General features: G+C 72.7%; 15 protein-coding genes. 4 read left to right on the top strand and 11 right to left on the bottom strand.

Going from position 1 to position 17,536, the window contains the following annotated elements:
• The first annotated feature begins 111 nt into the window (after window positions 1–111).
• Window positions 112–573: a MaoC family dehydratase gene (locus ACIQ1J_RS18190; protein WP_210961790.1), complete on the top strand. Its 462-nt coding sequence runs from the start codon at window positions 112–114 to the stop codon at window positions 571–573.
• On the opposite strand, the gene ACIQ1J_RS18185 is transcribed toward ACIQ1J_RS18190, so the two are convergent.
• The 3 genes from ACIQ1J_RS18185 to ACIQ1J_RS18175 all read right to left on the bottom strand — a co-directional run bounded on the left by ACIQ1J_RS18185 (window position 564) and on the right by ACIQ1J_RS18175 (window position 2,819).
• Entirely contained in the window at window positions 564–1,208 is a 645-nt protein-coding gene (locus ACIQ1J_RS18185) for a TetR/AcrR family transcriptional regulator (protein ID WP_403557765.1), read from the bottom strand. The two genes, ACIQ1J_RS18190 and ACIQ1J_RS18185, sit on opposite strands and share 10 nt — an antisense overlap.
• An 85-nt stretch (window positions 1,209–1,293) precedes the next feature.
• On the bottom strand, window positions 1,294–1,584 hold the full coding sequence (locus ACIQ1J_RS18180) for a YiaA/YiaB family inner membrane protein (protein ID WP_403557763.1): 291 nt from the start codon (window positions 1,582–1,584) through the stop codon (window positions 1,294–1,296).
• Between the two features lie 83 nt (window positions 1,585–1,667).
• Window positions 1,668–2,819, bottom strand: coding sequence for an acyl-CoA dehydrogenase family protein (locus ACIQ1J_RS18175; RefSeq protein ID WP_403557761.1), 1,152 nt, complete (start codon window positions 2,817–2,819; stop codon window positions 1,668–1,670).
• 115 nt (window positions 2,820–2,934) lie between these two features.
• Between ACIQ1J_RS18175 and ACIQ1J_RS18170 the strand changes: the two genes are divergently transcribed.
• The 3 genes from ACIQ1J_RS18170 to ACIQ1J_RS18160 all read left to right on the top strand — a co-directional run bounded on the left by ACIQ1J_RS18170 (window position 2,935) and on the right by ACIQ1J_RS18160 (window position 5,360).
• A complete protein-coding gene (locus ACIQ1J_RS18170) occupies window positions 2,935–3,576 on the top strand; it encodes a TetR/AcrR family transcriptional regulator (protein WP_121746075.1) in 642 nt (213 codons plus the stop codon).
• A gap of 47 nt (window positions 3,577–3,623) precedes the next feature.
• Window positions 3,624–4,337: an ArsR/SmtB family transcription factor gene (locus tag ACIQ1J_RS18165; protein ID WP_403557758.1), complete on the top strand. Its 714-nt coding sequence runs from the start codon at window positions 3,624–3,626 to the stop codon at window positions 4,335–4,337.
• 63 nt (window positions 4,338–4,400) lie between these two features.
• On the top strand, window positions 4,401–5,360 hold the full coding sequence (locus ACIQ1J_RS18160; RefSeq protein ID WP_403557756.1) for a DMT family transporter: 960 nt from the start codon (window positions 4,401–4,403) through the stop codon (window positions 5,358–5,360).
• Here the strand turns inward: ACIQ1J_RS18160 and ACIQ1J_RS18155 are convergent.
• The 8 genes from ACIQ1J_RS18155 to ACIQ1J_RS18120 form a co-directional block, all read right to left on the bottom strand.
• Window positions 5,352–6,677, bottom strand: coding sequence for an MFS transporter (locus ACIQ1J_RS18155; protein WP_403557754.1), 1,326 nt, complete (start codon window positions 6,675–6,677; stop codon window positions 5,352–5,354). The two genes, ACIQ1J_RS18160 and ACIQ1J_RS18155, sit on opposite strands and share 9 nt — an antisense overlap.
• 416 nt (window positions 6,678–7,093) lie before the next feature.
• Window positions 7,094–8,191, bottom strand: a complete 1,098-nt coding sequence (locus ACIQ1J_RS18150; RefSeq protein ID WP_403557752.1) for a Zn-dependent alcohol dehydrogenase — start codon at window positions 8,189–8,191, stop codon at window positions 7,094–7,096.
• 22 nt (window positions 8,192–8,213) lie between these two features.
• Window positions 8,214–9,602, bottom strand: a complete 1,389-nt coding sequence (locus ACIQ1J_RS18145; protein WP_403557750.1) for an aldehyde dehydrogenase family protein — start codon at window positions 9,600–9,602, stop codon at window positions 8,214–8,216.
• 123 nt (window positions 9,603–9,725) lie between these two features.
• Window positions 9,726–11,072, bottom strand: a complete 1,347-nt coding sequence (locus tag ACIQ1J_RS18140; RefSeq protein WP_403557748.1) for an ABC transporter ATP-binding protein — start codon at window positions 11,070–11,072, stop codon at window positions 9,726–9,728.
• A gap of 554 nt (window positions 11,073–11,626) precedes the next feature.
• A complete protein-coding gene (locus ACIQ1J_RS18135; RefSeq protein WP_403557746.1) occupies window positions 11,627–12,895 on the bottom strand; it encodes an MFS transporter in 1,269 nt (422 codons plus the stop codon).
• A 69-nt stretch (window positions 12,896–12,964) separates the two neighbouring features.
• Complete coding sequence (locus ACIQ1J_RS18130; RefSeq protein WP_403557744.1) at window positions 12,965–14,401, bottom strand: CitMHS family transporter; 1,437 nt, start codon at window positions 14,399–14,401, stop codon at window positions 12,965–12,967.
• Between the two features lie 139 nt (window positions 14,402–14,540).
• Entirely contained in the window at window positions 14,541–16,790 is a 2,250-nt protein-coding gene (locus ACIQ1J_RS18125) for a molybdopterin oxidoreductase family protein (RefSeq protein ID WP_403557742.1), read from the bottom strand.
• Between the two features lie 126 nt (window positions 16,791–16,916).
• Complete coding sequence (locus tag ACIQ1J_RS18120; protein ID WP_403557740.1) at window positions 16,917–17,534, bottom strand: TetR family transcriptional regulator; 618 nt, start codon at window positions 17,532–17,534, stop codon at window positions 16,917–16,919.
• Between the last annotated feature and the right edge of the window lie 2 nt (window positions 17,535–17,536).

Genomic DNA, 17,536 nt, shown 5'->3' with positions numbered 1-17,536 from the left:
CCCCGTCACCCGTGCGGCGCCCCCGGACGTTGACATGAGCGGCGCACGCGACCATGCTAAGCAGTCGCTTAGAGTCGCGTGAGCAGGTCGAGCGAGCAGAGAGGCCGGGACATGGCAGAGCCGAGGATCTTCACATCCGCCGACGAGGTGAAGGCGGCGGTGGGCGAGCAGCTGGGGTACACCGACTGGCTGGACGTCGACCAGAAGCGGATCGACCTGTTCGCGGAGGCGACCGGCGACCATCAGTGGATCCACGTGGACCCGGAGAAGGCCGCCGCGGGCCCGTTCGGCACCACCATCGCGCACGGCTATCTGACCCTGTCGCTGCTCCCGCTCTTCGGACCGCAGCTGATCGCGGTCGAGGGCGTGAAGATGGGCGTCAACTACGGCACCAACAAGGTTCGTTTCCCCTCCCCCGTCCCGGTCGGCTCGCGGCTGCGCGCCACGGCGACGATCACCGGCGTCGAGGACGTCAAGGGAGGGATCCAGGTGACCGTCGCCTTCACCGTGGAACGCGAGGGCGGCGACAAGCCGGTGTGCGTCGCCGAGTCGGTCTCGCGCTATTACTTCTGAGCGGCGCCGGCCGGTTCGGCTCCCACCATCCGCAGCACGAGGTCGGCGTAGAGCGCGCCGACCTCGTCGGGTGTCCGGGGGCCGTTGACGTTGAACCAGCGGGCCACGTCGATGCAGAGCGACAGCACGGCGAGCGTCGTGCCCTTCACGTCCGGCACGTCGAACTCGCCCGACGCCACTCCGTCGTCGATGATGCCGCGCACCGCGGCATCGCACTGCCTGCGCAGCGTGAGGATCTCGTCACGGGCCTCGGGGCCGAGCGCGTCCAGCTCGTACTGCACCACCCGCGCGGTCGTGCGCCGCCCTGCGTGCCAGCGCACGAAGGAGCTCACGGCGTCGGCGAGCCGCTCGGCGGCACTGCCCTCGCCCTGGGCCGCGGCCCGCAGGATGTCGACCGCCCGGTCGTGGCCGATCCGGCTGATGCGGTGGAGCAGCTCTTCCTTGGTCTTGTAGTGGATGTAGAGCGCGGCCGGGCTCATGCCGGCGCGGCCGGCGATGTCGCGGGTCGTGGTCGCGTGGTACCCGCGCTCGGCGAAGGCCTCCACCGCCGCGACCAGGAGCCGCCGGGCCGCGTCCGGGGTGACCCCTTCCCACGGCTCGACGTCGCCGCCCGTCGTCTCGGCCGCCGTACTCATCGCTTGTTCGCCCCTCTCGGTGACAGGAGCACCACCATACCGCCGAAGCTGAGCGATCGCTTAGTGCGGCCGTCGGGCGGACGCGTCATCCGACTTTCTCGAAGGGGTCGTGTTCGGCGAGGAGCTTCTCCAGTCTGGCCTGGTCCACGCGGCTCACGATCTGCCCGGCCTCCTGCCGGTCCCGGATGATCTTGGCCAGCGTGAAGGCCGAGGTGACGAGGTACAGGACGGCGACGGCGAGGAAGGCACGCACCCAGGCGTCGGCCTGGAGGTTGTAGATACCGACGGCGGTGGCGATCATCGCCACCGCGAACGAGGCCACGGCCTGTCCGTAGAAGGCTGCCGTGCTCTGCTGCTTGACCGGTGTGTCACTCATGGGGACAAGGGTCGGCGGATGTGGCCCCGGCCACATCCGCCGACGTACTCAGTTCTCGTACTCAGAGACCCTCCGGACAGGGCTCAGAAGGCCGAAACCCCGGTCAGCGCACGCCCGATGACCAGCTTCTGGATCTGACTGGTGCCCTCGTAGAGGGTCATCACGCGCGCGTCGCGCAGCAGTTTGCCCGCCGGGTACTCGTCGATGTAGCCGTAGCCGCCGAAGACCTGGAGGGCGTTGTTCGCGGCGCGGACCGCCGCCTCCGAGGCGAACAGCTTGGCCTTGGAGGACTCGACGGTGAAGGGCTGCCCGCGGTCGATCAGGTCGGCCACCCGCCAGGTCAGCAACCGGGCCGCGTCCACGTCGAGGGCGATGTCGCTGATCAGCTCCTGCACCAGTTGGTGGTGGGCGATGGTCTTCCCGAACTGCTCGCGCTCACCCGCGTACTTCACGGCGGCGTCCAGCGCGGCCTGGGCTATGCCGACACAGCCGGCCGCGACCGACATCCGCCCCTTGGCGAGGGCCGACATGGCGACCGAGAAGCCCTTGCCCTCGGCGGCCAGCATGGCGGAGGCGGGAACGCGGACGTCCTCCAGCACCACCTCGGCGGTGGCCTGGCCGCGCAGCCCGAGCTTGCCGTGGATGGTGCGGCGGCCGAGCCCGGGGGTGTCGGTGGGCACGAGGAAGGCGGAGACGCCCTTGTGGCCGGGGGCATCCGTGGAGCGGGCGAAGAGCAGCACGACATCGGCCCAGGTGCCGTTGGTGATGAACATCTTCGTGCCGTTGATGACGTAGTCGTCGCCGTCGCGGACCGCACGGGTGGAGAGGTTCCCGGCGTCCGACCCCGTGCCGGGCTCCGTGAGGCCGAAGCAGCCGACGTACTCGCCGGAGGTGAGCCCCGGCAGCCAGCGCCGCTTCTGCTCCTCGTCGCCCCAGGCGGCGATCGTCTTGGCGACCAGACCGAGGGAGACGGACACGATCCCGCGCACGGAGCTGTCGCCGCGGCCCAGCTCCTCCGTCACCAGGCAGTACGCGAGGTGGTCGCCGCCGGAGCCGCCGTACTCCTCGTCGACGGTCAGCCCGAGGAAGCCGACCTCGCCGAGCTTCTTCACGATGGACCGGTCCACCTCCTCGGCACGGTCCCAGGCGACGACGTGCGGGGCGATCTCGCGCTCCACGAAGTCCCGCGCGAGCTGCCGTACGGCGCTCTGCTCCTCGCTGAGCTCCAGGTTCATGCCGAGTCACCCCACAGAAAGACAGATCTCGAACGGCGGATCTTGGACAGATATTGAACGGCGGACATTTAAATTAGCACTGCTAGTTTACGGCCGCAGCCCTACTATGTGCGCCATGGCCCGACCGCGCAAGCCCCTGCTCAGCACCGACCGGATCGTCGAGACGGCCCGCGCGCTGGTGGACGCGGAGGGCCTCGCGGCCGTCTCCACGCGCCGGCTCGCCGCGGAGCTGGGAGTCAGCGGGCCCTCGCTCTACAACCACTTCCGCACCAAGGACGAGATCCTGGAGGCAGTCGCCGACTCGGTGAGCGCGCAGGTCGACCTGTCGATGTTCGAGGACGGCCGGGAGTGGCGGACGGCGCTGCACGACTGGGCCGTCTCCTACCGGGCGGCACTGCGCGACCACCCCAACATCGTCCCGGTCCTGGCCCACGGCCCCGGCCGCCGCCCGGCCGCACTGCATCTCGCGGACGCCGTCTACGGCGCGATGGTCGCGGCGGGCTGGCCCCCGGCCCAGGCCACGTCCATCGGCGCGCTGATGCGGTACTTCATCATGGGCTCGGCACTGGGTTCCTTCGCCGGCGGCTTCGTCGACGACGCCGGTGCCTACGACCCCGCCGACTACCCGCACCTCCAGCAGGCGCACCTCCTGGCCGAGCAGCAGGAGAAGATCGACGAGCGGGCCTTCGAGACCGGGCTGACGGCGCTGCTGGACGGGCTGGCGCAGCAGTACGCGCAGGTGGCGCGGGGCGCCTGAGAACACTTCGGCGCTCGCCGAACCGTGCGTGGCGCATCGTGGGACGCATGACCGACAAGGACGCCGAGGCGCCCGTGCTCGCGCGGCTGGCCGGGCTGATCGCCGACGAGACGAGGGCCGCCTGTCTGCTGGCGCTGCTCGACGGGCGGGCCTGGACCGCCGGTGAGCTGGCCCGGCACGCGGGGGTCGCCGCCTCGACGCTGAGCGAGCACCTCGGCAAGCTCGTCGCGGGCGGGCTGCTCGCCGAGGAACGGCAGGGGCGCCACCGGTACGTGCGGCTTGCCGACGAGCGGGTCTCGCAGCTGGTGGAGGACCTGGTCGCGCAGGTCGCGCCCGAGGCGGCGGCACGGCGTCCGCACACCCTGCGGGCGTCGAGCGCCGGATCGGCGATGGCCCGGGGCCGCACCTGCTACGACCACCTCGCCGGGCGGCTCGGCATCGCGATCACCGACGCGCTGACCGGGCGCGGCCTGCTGCGCCAGGACACCGGCTTCGCGCTCACGGACGCCGGGCTCGGCTGGTTCGAGACCGCCGGCATCCCCCTGAAGCCCACCGGCCGCCGGCCGCTGGCCCGTGCCTGCCTCGACTGGACCGAACGCCGTCCGCACCTCGCGGGCGTCGCGGGCGCGGCCCTGTGCCGGCACGCCCTGGAAACGGGCTGGTGCGTACGCATCGGATCGGAGCGCGCGGTGAAGGTGACGCCGGCGGGCGAGGAGGCGCTGTCCGAGGCGCTGGGCATCGACCCGGCGGGGCTGCGCTGAGCACCGGTTCCCGGTCCGAATCCCGCCAGCGGGAACAGCGTCCCGCTGCCTAGCCTCTGGAGCATGATGAGCACCGCCCGTCCCGCCGCTCTCCGCCGTCCGGAAGTCCTCGCGGCAGGCGCCGCCACGGTCACCGTCGTCCTGTGGGCCTCCGCCTTCGTGTCGATCCGCAGCGCGGGCGAGGCCTACTCGCCGGGCGCGCTGGCGCTCGGGCGGCTGCTGTCGGGCGTGCTGACGCTCGGCGTGATCTGTCTGCTGCGCCGGGAGGGACTGCCGGCACGGCCCGCCTGGCGGGGCATCGCGATATCGGGGCTGCTGTGGTTCGGCTTCTACATGGTCGTCCTGAACTGGGGCGAGCAGCAGGTGGACGCCGGCACGGCCGCCCTCGTGGTGAACGTCGGCCCGATCCTCATCGCGCTGCTCGGCGCCCGCCTGCTCGGGGACGCGCTGCCGCCGCGGCTGCTGGCGGGGATGGCGGTGTCGTTCGCCGGTGCCGTGACCGTGGGCCTGTCGGTGTCCGGCGAGAGTGGTTCCTCGCTGTTCGGGGTGGTGCTGTGCCTGCTGGCCGCCGTGGCGTACGCGGGCGGCGTGGTGGCGCAGAAGCCCGCGCTGGGGCACGCGAGCGCGCTCCAGGTGACGACCTTCGGGTGCCTGGCCGGGGCGGTGCTCTGCCTGCCGTTCACGGGGCAGCTGGTGACCGAGGCGGCCGACGCGCCCGTCTCCGCGACGCTCAACATGGTGTACCTGGGCGTGTTCCCGACCGCCCTGGCGTTCACGACGTGGGCGTACGCGCTGGCCCGTACGACCGCGGGCCGCATGGGCGCGACCACGTACGCCGTGCCCGCGCTCGTCGTGCTGATGTCGTGGCTGGCGCTGGGCGAGGTGCCTGGGCTGCTGACGCTCGCGGGAGGCGCGCTGTGCCTGGCGGGCGTGGCGGTGTCGCGGTCCCGGAGGCGGGCGCGGGCCGCGACCCCGGACGAGGTCACCGGGTCGCGGCCCGAGAACGTCTCGTGGTCAGCGTGAGCGTGCCCTGTCGGACAGCACCTTGATGGAGACCAGGGCGATCACCGACAGGCCGATGATGTAGCCGGAGACGGCCATCGAGGTGCCCGTAGCCTCCAGGAGCAGCACCATGACGAAGGGCGCGAGCCCGCCCCCGCCGACGGCCGCGATCTGGTAGCCGAGCGAGGCGCCGGTGTAGCGCATCTCCGGCGTGAACAACTCGGCGAACAGCGCGGCCTGGGGGCCGTACATGATGCTGAGGAAGCAACTGGCGACGAAGGTGCCGACCGCCAGCCACACCAGTGAGCCGGTGTCGACGAGCAGGAACAGCGGGACGGCCCACACCGCGATGCCGATTGCGCCGACGGTGTAGATCCGGATGCGGCCGAACTTGTCGGACAGGGCGGCGGCGGCCGGGATCAGCACCAGCTGGGTGAGGCTGACGCAGAGCGACACGGCGAGCACCGCACCGTGTTCCATGTCCAGTTCGCGGGTGGTGTAGTCGAGGACGCCGGTGATGAGGATGTAGAACGTCGCGGTGTTCACGGCGAAGGAGCCGCCGGCCAGCAGCACGGTGCCGAGGTGATCGCGCATGATCGTGCGCAGCGGGGACGACTGCTCGCTCTGCTCCTTCTCGGCCAGCGCGCGCTCGGCCTCCCGGAACTCGGGGGTCTCCTCGACGCGGGTGTGGATGTACCAGGCGAGTACGAGGACGAGCAGGCCGACCACGAACGGCACCCGCCAGCCCCAGGCATCGAAGGCCGACTCCGAGGTGAGCGCACCGGCCAGCAGGAAGACGGTGTTGGCGGTGACCACGCCGATGGGGACACCGAGCTGGACGACGCTGCCGTAGATGCCGCGCTTGCCCTCGGGGGCGTACTCGGTGGCCAGCAGCATCGCGCCGCCCCACTGGGCGCCCACGGCGATGCCCTGGACGATGCGCAGCAGGACGAGCAGGATCGGGGCGGCCACGCCGATGGTCTCGTACGTGGGCAGCAGGCCGATGCCCGTGGTGGCCACGCCCATCAGGGTGAGCGCGAGGACCAGCATCGGCTTGCGGCCCTTCTTGTCGCCGAGCTGTCCGGCGACGATGCCGCCGATGGGCCGGGCGAGGAAGCCGACGGCGAAGGTGGCGAAAGCGGCCAGGACCCCGGCGGTGGGGTTGCCGGCCGGGAAGTACAGGTCGCCGAGGACGAGGGCGGCGGCGATACCGAAGACGAAGTAGTCGTACCACTCGACGGCCGACGCGAGGGCGGCGGCGGTGGCGACGCGACGGCGGTTGGGGGCCGCGGGCGGTGCGGTGGCGGGGAGGCGCTGAGCGGAGGGGGTGGTGTCCATACGTGCACGCTCCGGGTGGTGCGGGGGGACGTCGGGGACGTGTGGGACGTTCCCGGGAACGTACTGACCGGACGGTATGTGGTCAACGGTCGTGCCGGATGTTCATCGAACGGCAAGCGAGACGGCGTGGGTGGGGAGGGCGGAGGTGCGAGCGGCACGCGGGCGCAGGGGACCGGGGCGCCGGGGCGGCCCCGGCACCCTCCTGCCCCGCGTGCGTGCGAGCCCGCGGCCGGGGCCTGGCGTTTGGATCATGCCGGCGTCGCGGGGCGTGGTGCGCACATCTGCGGCGTTGTCGCCGGTTGCCCGGGGCTCCGTCCTGCCGCCCTCCTCCGCCTTGCAGCCGCACGCGCCACGCCCCGCTCGGGCGGGCCGAGAGGTGCGGTCCCTCTCAGCCGACCCGATCCGGACGACAGGCCCTAGAACAACACCAGGGCCCGCCCGCCCTTGCCCGCCAGCATGTTCTCGAAGGCCGCCGGGATGCCGTCCAGGGCGATGCGCTCCGTGACCAGGGAGCCCAGGTCCAGGCGTCCGGCGCGGACGTGTTCGGCCAGCACCGGCAGGTCCCGGGCCGGGTCGGCGTTCCCGTAGACGCAGCCGGAGAGGGTTCGGCCCCAGTGGAAGATCTCCAGGGCGTTGAAGGTGACCTGCTGGTCCTTGCCGCCGATGCCGACGACCGTGGTGCGGCCGCCGCGCCGGGTGGACTCCCAGGCGGTGCGGATGGTGACCGCACGGCCGACGCACTCGACGGCGACGTCCACCCCCTGCTTGCCGGTGAGGGCGCGGATCTCGCGGGCCGTGGTCTCGGAGGCGATCAGGTAGTCGGTGGCGCCGGCGGCGCGGGCCAGCTCCTCCTTCTCGGGGGACACGTCGACGGCGACGATCTTGGAAGCGCCCGCGATGCGGGCCGCCTGGAGCGTGGCGAGGCCCACTCCCCCGACACCGAACACCGCGACCGTCTCGCCCGCACGCACCTTCGCCGAGTGGTGCACGGCGCCGTAGCCGGTGAGGACCGCGCAGCCGAGCAGGGCGGCGTCGGTGAGCGGGATGCCGTCCGGGACGGGCAGGACGCAGTCGGCGCCGACCACCGTCTCCTCGGCGAACGCGGCGACGTTCAGACCGGGGTGCAGGTCGGCGCCGTCGTCGGCGCGGCGGGCGTGCACGCCCGCGGCACCGGCCAGGGCGTTCGCGCACAGCCAGACCTCGCCGAGCGAGCAGGCGTGGCAGGTGCCGCAGGACGGGGCCCAGTTGAGGACCACGTCGTCGCCGGGCGCGACGCGGGTGACGCCCTCGCCGACGGCGAGGACCGTGCCGGCGCCCTCGTGGCCGAGGACGGCGGGGAGGGGCACGCGCATGGTGCCGTTGGACAGGGACAGGTCGGAGTGGCAGACCCCGGCGGCGGCGAGCTTCACCCGGACCTGCCCCGGGCCGGGCTCGGGCAGCTCGATCCCGGTGATCTCCAGCGGGGCGCCTACGGCGGGTACGACGGCGGCACGGACAGCGGTACGGACGGCCATGACGTGGACAACTCCCCTGGAGCTAGAACTGGAGGGACTTGGTCTGGAGGTACTCGGACAGGCCGTGCGGGCCCAGTTCGCGGCCCACGCCGGACTGCTTGTAGCCGCCGAAGGGCGCCAGCGGGTTGAACCGGCCGCCGTTGATGTCGACCTGGCCGGTGTCCATCCGGCGGGCGAAGGCGACGGCCTCCGCCTCGTCGCCGGCCCAGACGGCGCCGGCGAGACCGTAGACGGTGCCGTTGGCGATCCGGAGGGCGTCCGCCTCGTCCTCGTAGCGGAGGATGGACAGGACCGGCCCGAAGATCTCCTCCTGGGCGATGGTCATGCCCTCGCTCACGTCGGCGAAGACCGTCGGGCTGACGAAGTAACCCTGCTCGCGCGGGGCTTCGGGGCCGCCCGCGACGACGCGCGCGCCCTCGGCGACGCCCTTCTCGATGTAACCGCGCACGCGCTCCTGCTGCTTGGCGTTGACGACCGGGCCGATCCGGTCGCCGTACTTCGCGGCGGCCTCGGCGGCCAGCTCCACGGCCTCGTCGTACCGGTCGGCGTGCACGAGCATGCGGGTCCAGGCGCTGCACGTCTGGCCGGAGTTGGACATGACGTTGGCGACTCCGACGTTCACGGCCCTGGCCAGGTCGGCGCTCGGGAGGATGACGTTGGCGGACTTGCCGCCGAGTTCGAGGGCGACCTGCTTGACGGCGGCGCCGGCGATGGCGCCGATCCGCCGGCCCACGGCCGTGGAGCCGGTGAAGGAGACCAGGTCGACGCCGGGGTGCTCGGCGAGGGCCTGGCCGGCGACCGGGCCGAGGCCGGTGACCAGGTTGAAGACGCCCGCAGGGACGCCGGCCTCGTGCACCGCCTCCGCGAAGAGCTGGGCGGTGAGCGGGGTGTCCTCGGCGGGCTTCAGCACGATGGTGCAGCCGGCCGCGAGCGCCGGGGCGACCTTGGCGACGATCTGGTGGAGCGGGTAGTTCCAGGGGGTGATGGCCCCGACCACGCCGACCGGCTCGTGGTGCACGACGGAGTTGCCGATCTTCTCCTCGAAGGCGTACGTCGCCGCCAGCTCGGCGTAGGAGCCCGCGACCGCGATCGGGGCGGCGGCGTGCACGGCCTGCGAGAACTTCAGCGGCGAACCCAGCTCCGCGGTGACCGTCTCGGCGACCTCGTCCTTGCGGGCCACCAGTACGTCCCGCAGGGCGGCCAGGCGGGCGGCCCGTTCGGCGGGCGGGGTGGCGGCCCAGGCCGGCAGGGCGGCGCGGGCGGCCCGTACGGCGGTGTCGACGTCCAGGGCGGTACCGGCGGGGACCCTGCCGATCACCTGCTCGTCGGCCGGGTTCACGACCTCGATCGCGTCCCGGCCGTCGGCGGGCCGCCAGGCTCCGTCGATGTACATGCCGTCATGTGCCTTCATCGCGTTCCTTCCGGGCGGGCCTCGTCGTCCGCGCCCCAAACTAGCGCCGATAGTTTTACGGCACCAGGGGCGGCCGCCATGGTGGCGCGGGTCACCTTCCCGCCGGGCCCGGTCCCGGCGGGGTCACTCCTCCAGGTCCGGCAGCCGCGCCGGAGCGGGGCAGATCCGCTCGCCGTGCTGGTCGAAGACGAACAGGTGGGCGAGGTCGACGAGGAGGGGGACCTGCATGCCGTGGCGCAGGTCGATGTCGGGGGTGGTCCGGACGATCAGGTCACCGGGGAGGCGGCCGTCGGGGGCGGCGACCGCGGGTTGGGCGGCCTCGGCGTCCCCGGGGTCGTCCATGACCACCACCGGTCCGGCGCGCAGGGCGCCCGCCCGCTCCTTCAGCCGGTCCAGGACCGTGCCGTCGCGGCGGCGGCGCCTGGCGGGGCGGGTGGCGGGGCGCGGAGCCTCCAGGTCGGGCACGACGGCGGGCCGCGAGCCGGTGTTGAAGTGGACGAGGACCTCGTGCCCCTGGAACTCCACGTGCTCCACCAGGCCGGTGAGCAGCACCTCGCCGGGGCGGGCGGAGGCGGGCTTGGCGATCCGGACGGCCTCCGAGCGCAGGCCGACGATGACCTCGCGGCCCTGTTGGACGCGGAGCAGCTGGTGGTCCAGGGAGAGCGGCTCGGGCAGGCGCAGGAACTGCTTGCCCAGGCTGATCGTCATCGCGCCGTCGAGCGGCGCGCGGACGAGGCCGCGCAGGAGGTTGATGCGGGGGGTGCCGATGAAGGCGGCGACGAAGACGTTGCGCGGCAGGGCGTACACGGCACGCGGGCTGTCCACCTGCTGGAGCACGCCGCCGCGCAGGACGGCGACACGGTCGCCGAGCGACATGGCCTCGGACTGGTCGTGGGTGACGTAGATCGTGGTGACGCCCAGTGCCCTGGTCAGTTTGGTGATCTCGGCCCGCAGGTGGTTGCGGAGCTTGGCGTCGAGGTTCGACAGCGGCTCGTCCATGAGGAAGGCGCTGGGGTGGCGGGCGATGGCCCGGCCCATGGCGACGCGCTGGCGTTCACCGCCGGAGAGCTGGGCGGGGAAGCGGTCGAGGAGGTCCTCGATGCCCAGCATGCGGGCGGTGGCGTCCACGCGGGGGCCGGGGTCGGTCTGCGGATCCTCGACGCGCAGCGGGAAGCCGATGTTCCCGCGGGTGGTCATGTTCGGGTACAGGGCGAAGTTCTGGAAGACCATCGCCATGCTCCGCTCGGCGGGGAGCAGGTCGTTGGCGTACGCGCCGTCCAGCAGCAGCCGCCCGTCGGTGATCTCCTCCAGGCCGGCGATCATGCGCAGCACGGTGGACTTGCCGCAGCCCGAGGGGCCGAGCAGGACGAGGAACTCGCCGGGCGCGATGTCCAGCGAGAGCCGGTCCACCACGCGGACGCCTCGCGCGTAGGTCTTGCTCACGTCGTGCAGGGAGATGGCGCGTGTCATGGGAGGTGCCCCCGGGGGCTCACTGAGCGCTGGTGCTCCGCGGTCGGACGCCCTCGTGCGGGTCGTACGGGGCGTTTGAGTCACGGAAGCTAACGGAATGTGCGCGGCCGGGGGAAGACGCTGGACCGTATCTCGGTGCCACTGTCCACCTGGTGAGAAAGCGGACGACCGAATTCAGGAACGGGGCGTCTTGGGCGAGGGGCCCGGACGTGCTTGCGGCGCGGTCCGGCGGGCGGGGGAGGAGGGCGAGCGGGCCGCGGGGCGGGCGGGAACCGCGGGGCGGGCGGCAACCGCGGGGCAGGCGGGATGCGGCGGACGGGCCCAGGCCGCCGCCCTAGCGGCCCAACCGGCGCAGCGAACGGCGCCGGGGCGTGCCCTCGGGGATGCCCACGGCGGCCGGGACTCGCAGGGCAGGCGGGACGCGACGGACGGGCCCAGGCCGCCCTACCGGCCCAACCGGCGCAGCGAACGGCGCCGGGGCGTGCCCTCGGGGATGCCCACGGCGGCCGGGACTCGCGGGGCAGGCGGGACGCGACGGACGGGCCCAGGCCGCCCTACCGGCCCAACCGGCGCAGCGAACGGCGCCGGGGCGTGTTGTCGGGGGTCTCCTCGGGGGTGTCCGCAGGAGGTTCGGTGGGTGGGTGGTCCGTGGTCGGTTCGGTGGACGGGGCGCGCAGGGCTATGCCGGAGGAGAGGAGCAGGAGGGCACCGAGCATCACGAATGGCGCGGCCACACCCGCGACGCCGGCGATCAGGCCCGCCGCGGCGGGTGCGGCGACCTGGCCGAGGCGGTTGCCGGTCAGGCGCAGGGCGAGGGCGGTGGAGCGGGCTCCGTCGGGGGCCGCCTGGACGACTGTCGTCATGGACAGCGGCTGGCCGACGCCGAGGCAGAAGCCGAGGACGACCAGCATCAGCGCCAGCGCCCACACCGGCACCGGAAGCGCGACACCGGCGCACAGCAGGGCGGCCAGCAGACACGTGACCGTGAGCAGCGCGGTGCGGCCGAGCAGCCGCAGCAGGGGCGTCAGGACCAGCCGGCAGGCGATGGTGGCCGCCGCGCGGAGGCTGAGCAGTACGCCGATAACGGCCGGGGAGATGCCCCGGTGCTCGCCGACCACCGGCAGGTAGGCGGTGAGGATGTCGGTGGCGGACAGGACGGAGAGGCTGATCAGGATGCCCGCGGGCACGCCCCGGGCGCGCAGGATGTTCCCCACGGGCACGCGCGCGCCCGCCTCCGTGCGGGACTTGGCGGCCCCCGGGTGCTCTATGCGCCACAGCGACGTGAACGCGACCGCCGCGCCCGCGCCCGCCACCACCAGGGCCAGGGCGCTGCTGCCGGCCATGTCGTGGCCGCCGATCAGCGCGCCCGCCGCGATGGGCCCGACGAGTTGGCCGAGCGATGCGCCGATGGTGAAGTGCCCGAAGTTGCGGTCCTGTTCGTGCGGCGCGGACTGGCGGGCGACCAGCGACTGGGCGCCGATGACGAAGCAGAGGTGGCCGAGGCCCATGACGCCGCTCCACAGGGCCATCGCCCACAGGGAGCCCGCGATGCCGCTCAGCGCGCAGCCGCCGGCGATGAGCACCACGCCGACGGGCAGCAGGGGGGCGCAGCGGCCGTGGTCGGTGCGGCGGCCGAGCGGGACGGCGGCGAACAGCGGCAGCAGCGCGTACACGCCGGCGATGACGCCGACCGCCTGTTCGTCCGCGCCCAGCGCGAGGGCCCGGTAGGAGACGGCGGGCCGGGCCATCGACACCGCCCCCTGCGCGAAGCCGAAGGCGATGACGAGGCGGAGCAGCCAGCCGCGGTTTCCACCGGGCGCCATGGTCGTGTCCTTCCCGCGAACCCGAAATGCCGGCTCCCTGAACGAGTTCCCAGGGAGCCGGGCCGATCATCAGATGATGCCGAACAGGATGCCCGCCGCGAGAATCACGAGACTCGTCAGAACCGCCCACTTCACCACGAACCGCGTGTGGTCGCCGAACTCGACCTTGGCCATGCCGACCAGCACGTACACGGCCGGGACGAGCGGGCTGGACATGTGCAGCGGCTGGCCGACGATCGAGGCGCGGGCGATCTCCAGCGTCGACACGCCGTGGGCCTGACCGGCCTCGGCGAGCACCGGCAGGACGCCGAAGTAGAAGCCGTCGTTCGACATGAAGTAGGTCAGCGGCAGGCTCAGCAGACCGGTGACCAGGCCCATGTGCGGGCCCATGCCGGCGGGAATGGTGTCCACGAGCCAGTTGGCCATGTGGTCGACCATGCCGGTGCCGGTGAGGACGCCCGTGAAGACCGCGGCGGCGAAGACCATGCCGGAGACGTTGAGGACGTTGTCGGCGTGTGCCGCGATCCGGGTCTTCTGATCGGGGATGTGCGGGAAGTTGACGGTGAGGGCGAGCGCGGCGCCGAGCAGGAAGAGCACCGGGATCGGCAGCACCTCCATGATCATGGCGCTGAGCAGCGCCACCGTGAGCAGCGCGTTGAACCAGTACAGCTTGGGGCGCAGGGTGGGCCGGTTCGGGTCGAGACCCTTGAAGTCGTCGTCGGCGGCGTCGGACTCGCCGTCCTCGGCGGCGTCCCGGGACCCGAGGGACCCGGACCCACCCCCGCCCACAGATGCCTTCCCCGAACCCGCGCCCGAACCCGAACCCGAACCCGCGCCGACCAGCACCGTCTCGCTCTCCGGCTCCCGCACCAGCGCCTCGTCCAGCGTCAGCTTGCCCAGCCGCCTGCGCTCGCGCAGACCCAGCACGTACGACAGGGTGATGACCGCGAGCAGACCGACGGCCAGGGCCGGGATCATCGGGACGAAGATGTCGGTGGCGTCGACCTTCAGGGCGGTGGCGGCGCGGGCGGTGGGGCCGCCCCAGGGCAGGGTGTTCATCACGCCGTTGGCCATCGCGGCGACGCCGGTCATCACGACCAGGCTCATCTTGAGGCGCTTGTACAGCGGGTACATCGCCGAAACCGTGATCATGAAGGTGGTGGAGCCGTCGCCGTCCAGCGAGACGATGGCGGCGAGCAGAGCCGTCCCGACGACGATCCGCATCGGGTCGGCCTTGCAGAACTTCAGGATGGCCCGGACGATCGGGTCGAAGAGCCCGACGTCGATCATCACCCCGAAATAGACGATCGCGAACATGAGCATCGCCGCGGTGGGGGCGAGGCTGGACACGCCGTCGATGACGTAGTCACCGAGGTGGGCGCCCTTGCCGACGAACACGCAGAACAGTGCGGGGATCAGCACGAGCGCCGCGATCGGCGACATCTTCTTCATCATGATCAGGACCAGGAAGGTCGTGATCATGGCGAAGCCGAGGATGGTCAGCATGAGTGAGTACCTAACGTTCGCCCTTGAACATTCCACCGGGCAGGCGGTGCGAGCGACGTTAGGTGGCGCAAAGCAGCGTTAACAAGACGTTGACATGCGAGCAATAAGCGCAAAACTCCAGGTCACAGCGGTACGCCGGTCAGGGCCGGGGCGCAGGGGCGATCGCGACGGGTATGCCGTTGAGGACCGCGTTGCCCGAGAGCGGGTCGAGCAGGGTGCCGTCGAGGAGCTGGTTGACGTTGACGCCGGGCTCGGTGGCCGCGTGGGTCAGACGGGTACCGGGGCGGCCGTGGCCCCAGCCGTGCGGAAGGCTGACCACGCCCCGCCGCACCGCGTCGGTGACCTCCGCGGGGGCGGTCACCTCTCCCCCGGCGCCCGTCACGCGCACGGGCTCTCCGCTGCGCACGCCGAGCCGTTCGGCGTCGTCGGGGTGGACGTGCAGGGTGCAGCGGTTGGAGCCGCCGGTGAGGGCCGGGATGTTGTGCATCCAGCTGTTGTTGGACCTCAGATGGCGTCGGCCGACGAGGACGAGCCCGTCGGGCCGCTCGGTCAGGGCCTGCCGCAGCCGCGGCAGATCGTCGGCGATCGGCCCCGCCAGCAGCTCCACCTTGCCGCTGCGGGTCTTCAGCGGCTGCGGCAGCCGCGCGCGCAGCGGGCCGAGGTCGATGCCGTGCGGGTGGGCGAGCAGCCGCCGCAGGGACAGCCCGTCGGGCCGGACGCCGAAGCCGTCGCCGTAGGGGCCGAGGCGCAGCATCATGTCGAGCCGCCGCTCGGGGCCGTTCTCGCCGGTGAGCTGGGCGGTCAGTTCGCCCGGGTCCCGTCCGTGCACGGGTGAGTGCGGCTCCCGCACTGCCTTGCCGAGGGTCTGTTCGATCACCATGGCGTCGACGGCGGCCGGGTCGGCGCCGTGCCTGCCGGTGGCGGCCAGGATCAGCCGGGCCAGGATCTCGGTCTCGGCCATGCGGCCGGGTTCCAGCGGGACGGCGGGGCGGGTGTAGCGAACCTGGTTGCGCACGGCGAGCGTGTTGAAGGCGAAGTCGTGGTGCGGGCTCTGGGCCGGCGGGGGCGGCGGGAGGACGACGTGGGCGTGGCGCGAGGTCTCGTTGAGGTAGGGGTCGACGCTCACCATGAAGTCGAGCGAGGCCAGCGCCTTGTCGAGCCGGTCGCCGTCGGGTGCGGACAGCACGGGGTTGGCGGCGATGGTGACCAGCGCGCGCACCGGCTCACCCGCCTCGACGGCGGTGGGGGTGGCGGTGTCGATCTCCTCGGCGAGGGCGGACAGGGGCAGTTCGCCCTTGGCCTCGGGGTGTCCGCTCACCCGGGAGTGCCAGCGGCCGAGCGCGAACCCGTGGCCGGGTCCGGCGGGGCGGGGCGTCCTGTCGGTGGCGGCCTGCGGGAAGAGGGCGCCGCCGGGCCGGTCGAGGTTGCCGGTGAGGATGTTGAGGACGTCCACGAGCCAGCTGGCGAGCGTGCCGTGCGGGACGGTGCAGCTGCCGATGCGGCCGTAGACGGCGGCGGTGGGGGCGGCGGCGAGTTCGCGGGCGAGGGCGCGCGTCACGTCGGCGTCCACGTCGCAGGCGGCGGCGACGGACTCCGGCGTGAAGTCGGCTACGGCGTCGGCGAGTTCCGTGACCCCTTCGACGTGCGGGGCGAGGGCGCCCAGGTCCACCAGGCTCTCTTCGAACAGCACGTGGGCCATCGCGGCGAGGAGCAGGGCGTCGGTGCCGGGGCGGATCGCCACGTGCCGGTCGGCGAGCCTGGCGGTGCGGGTGCGGCGCGGGTCGATGACGGTGAGGGTGCCGCCGCGGGCCTTGAGCGCCTTGAGGCGGCCGGGGAAGTCGGGAGCCGTGCAGAGGCTGCCGTTGGACTCCAGCGGGTTGGCGCCGATGAGGAGCAGGTGGTCGGTGCGGTCGAGGTCGGGCACCGGAATGGCGTTGGCGTCGCCGAAGAGCAGCCCGCTGGAGACGTGCTTGGGCATCTGGTCGACCGTCGACGCGGTGAAGAGGCTGCGGGTGCCGAGGGCGCCTGTCAGGACGGTCGGGTAGAGGGCGCCGGCCATGGTGTGCACGTTGGGGTTGCCGAGGACGACGCCGACGGAGTCCGGCCCGTGCCGCTCGACGACGGGCCGGACACCGGCGGCGATCGCGTCGAACGCCTCCTCCCAGGTGGCCTCGTGCAGCTCACCGTCCCTGCGCACCAGGGGGGCGCGCAGCCGGTCGGGGTCGGAGTCGACGGCCCCGAAGGAGGCGCCCTTGGGGCAGATGAACCCGCGGCTGAACACGTCGTCGCGGTCCCCTCGGGCCGCGGTGACCGTGGTGCCGTCGATGGTGAGCGCCAGGCCGCAGGTGGCCTCGCACAGGGGGCAGATACGCAGGGCGGTGCGGGACACGGGTCCTCCCGTAGGGCGGCGGCGGCGACGCTCTCTCGCGGCGAGCATACCGACCGGTAGGCATGTTGGGGAGCCCTGTCAGGCAATCCGGGCGAGCCGGCCGGCGGACCGTGGGGCACCGCCCCGTCAGTCGAGCACCCGCCCCAGATACGCCCGCAGCAGTTCCCGGGCCTCCTCGATGATCTTCTCGTCCCCGCCCGGCGCGACCCGGAAGGCGAGCTGCACGAGGGCGTCGGCCGTCTCCACGGCGACGAGGAAGGTGCGGCGCAGATCGTCGTCCGGGCGGCGGCCGAGGTAGCCGGAGAGCAGCTCGGTCAGCCGGTCGGCGACGCGGTGGTTGGGGACGGTGTGGCGGCCGCCGACCGGGATCTGGTTGCCGAAGTCGATCAGCGAGAAGCCGGGGGCGGTCCGTTTCATCGCCAGGTACTCGTCGAGCACCGCGTCCAGCGCCCCGCGCCAGCCGCCGTCGCCCGTCTCCGTCAGCCGTTCGGCCACGCGCTCCGCGTAGCGCTCCAGGTTGCGCTGGGCCAGCGCGTCGGCCATCTGCCGCTTGTTGCCGAAGAAGCGGTACACGGAGCCGATGGGGACGTCCGCGCGCAGCGCCACGGCCCGGGTGCTCAGGGCGTCGTAGCCGACCTCGTCTAGGAGGTCCGCGCAGGCGTCGAGGATCCGGGTCAGCCGTTCGGCGCTGCGCCGCTGCACGGGGGCACGGCGGAGCGAGGTCGCGTGGGACACGGTCTTCATGA

The sequence above is a fragment of the Streptomyces sp. NPDC097107 genome (genome assembly GCF_044762405.1).
In the GTDB taxonomy this organism is placed as follows: Bacteria; Actinomycetota; Actinomycetes; order Streptomycetales; family Streptomycetaceae; genus Streptomyces; species Streptomyces thinghirensis.
The sequence above is the reverse complement of the archived record's forward strand: the minus strand, read 5'-3'. Positions and strand labels throughout refer to the sequence as shown.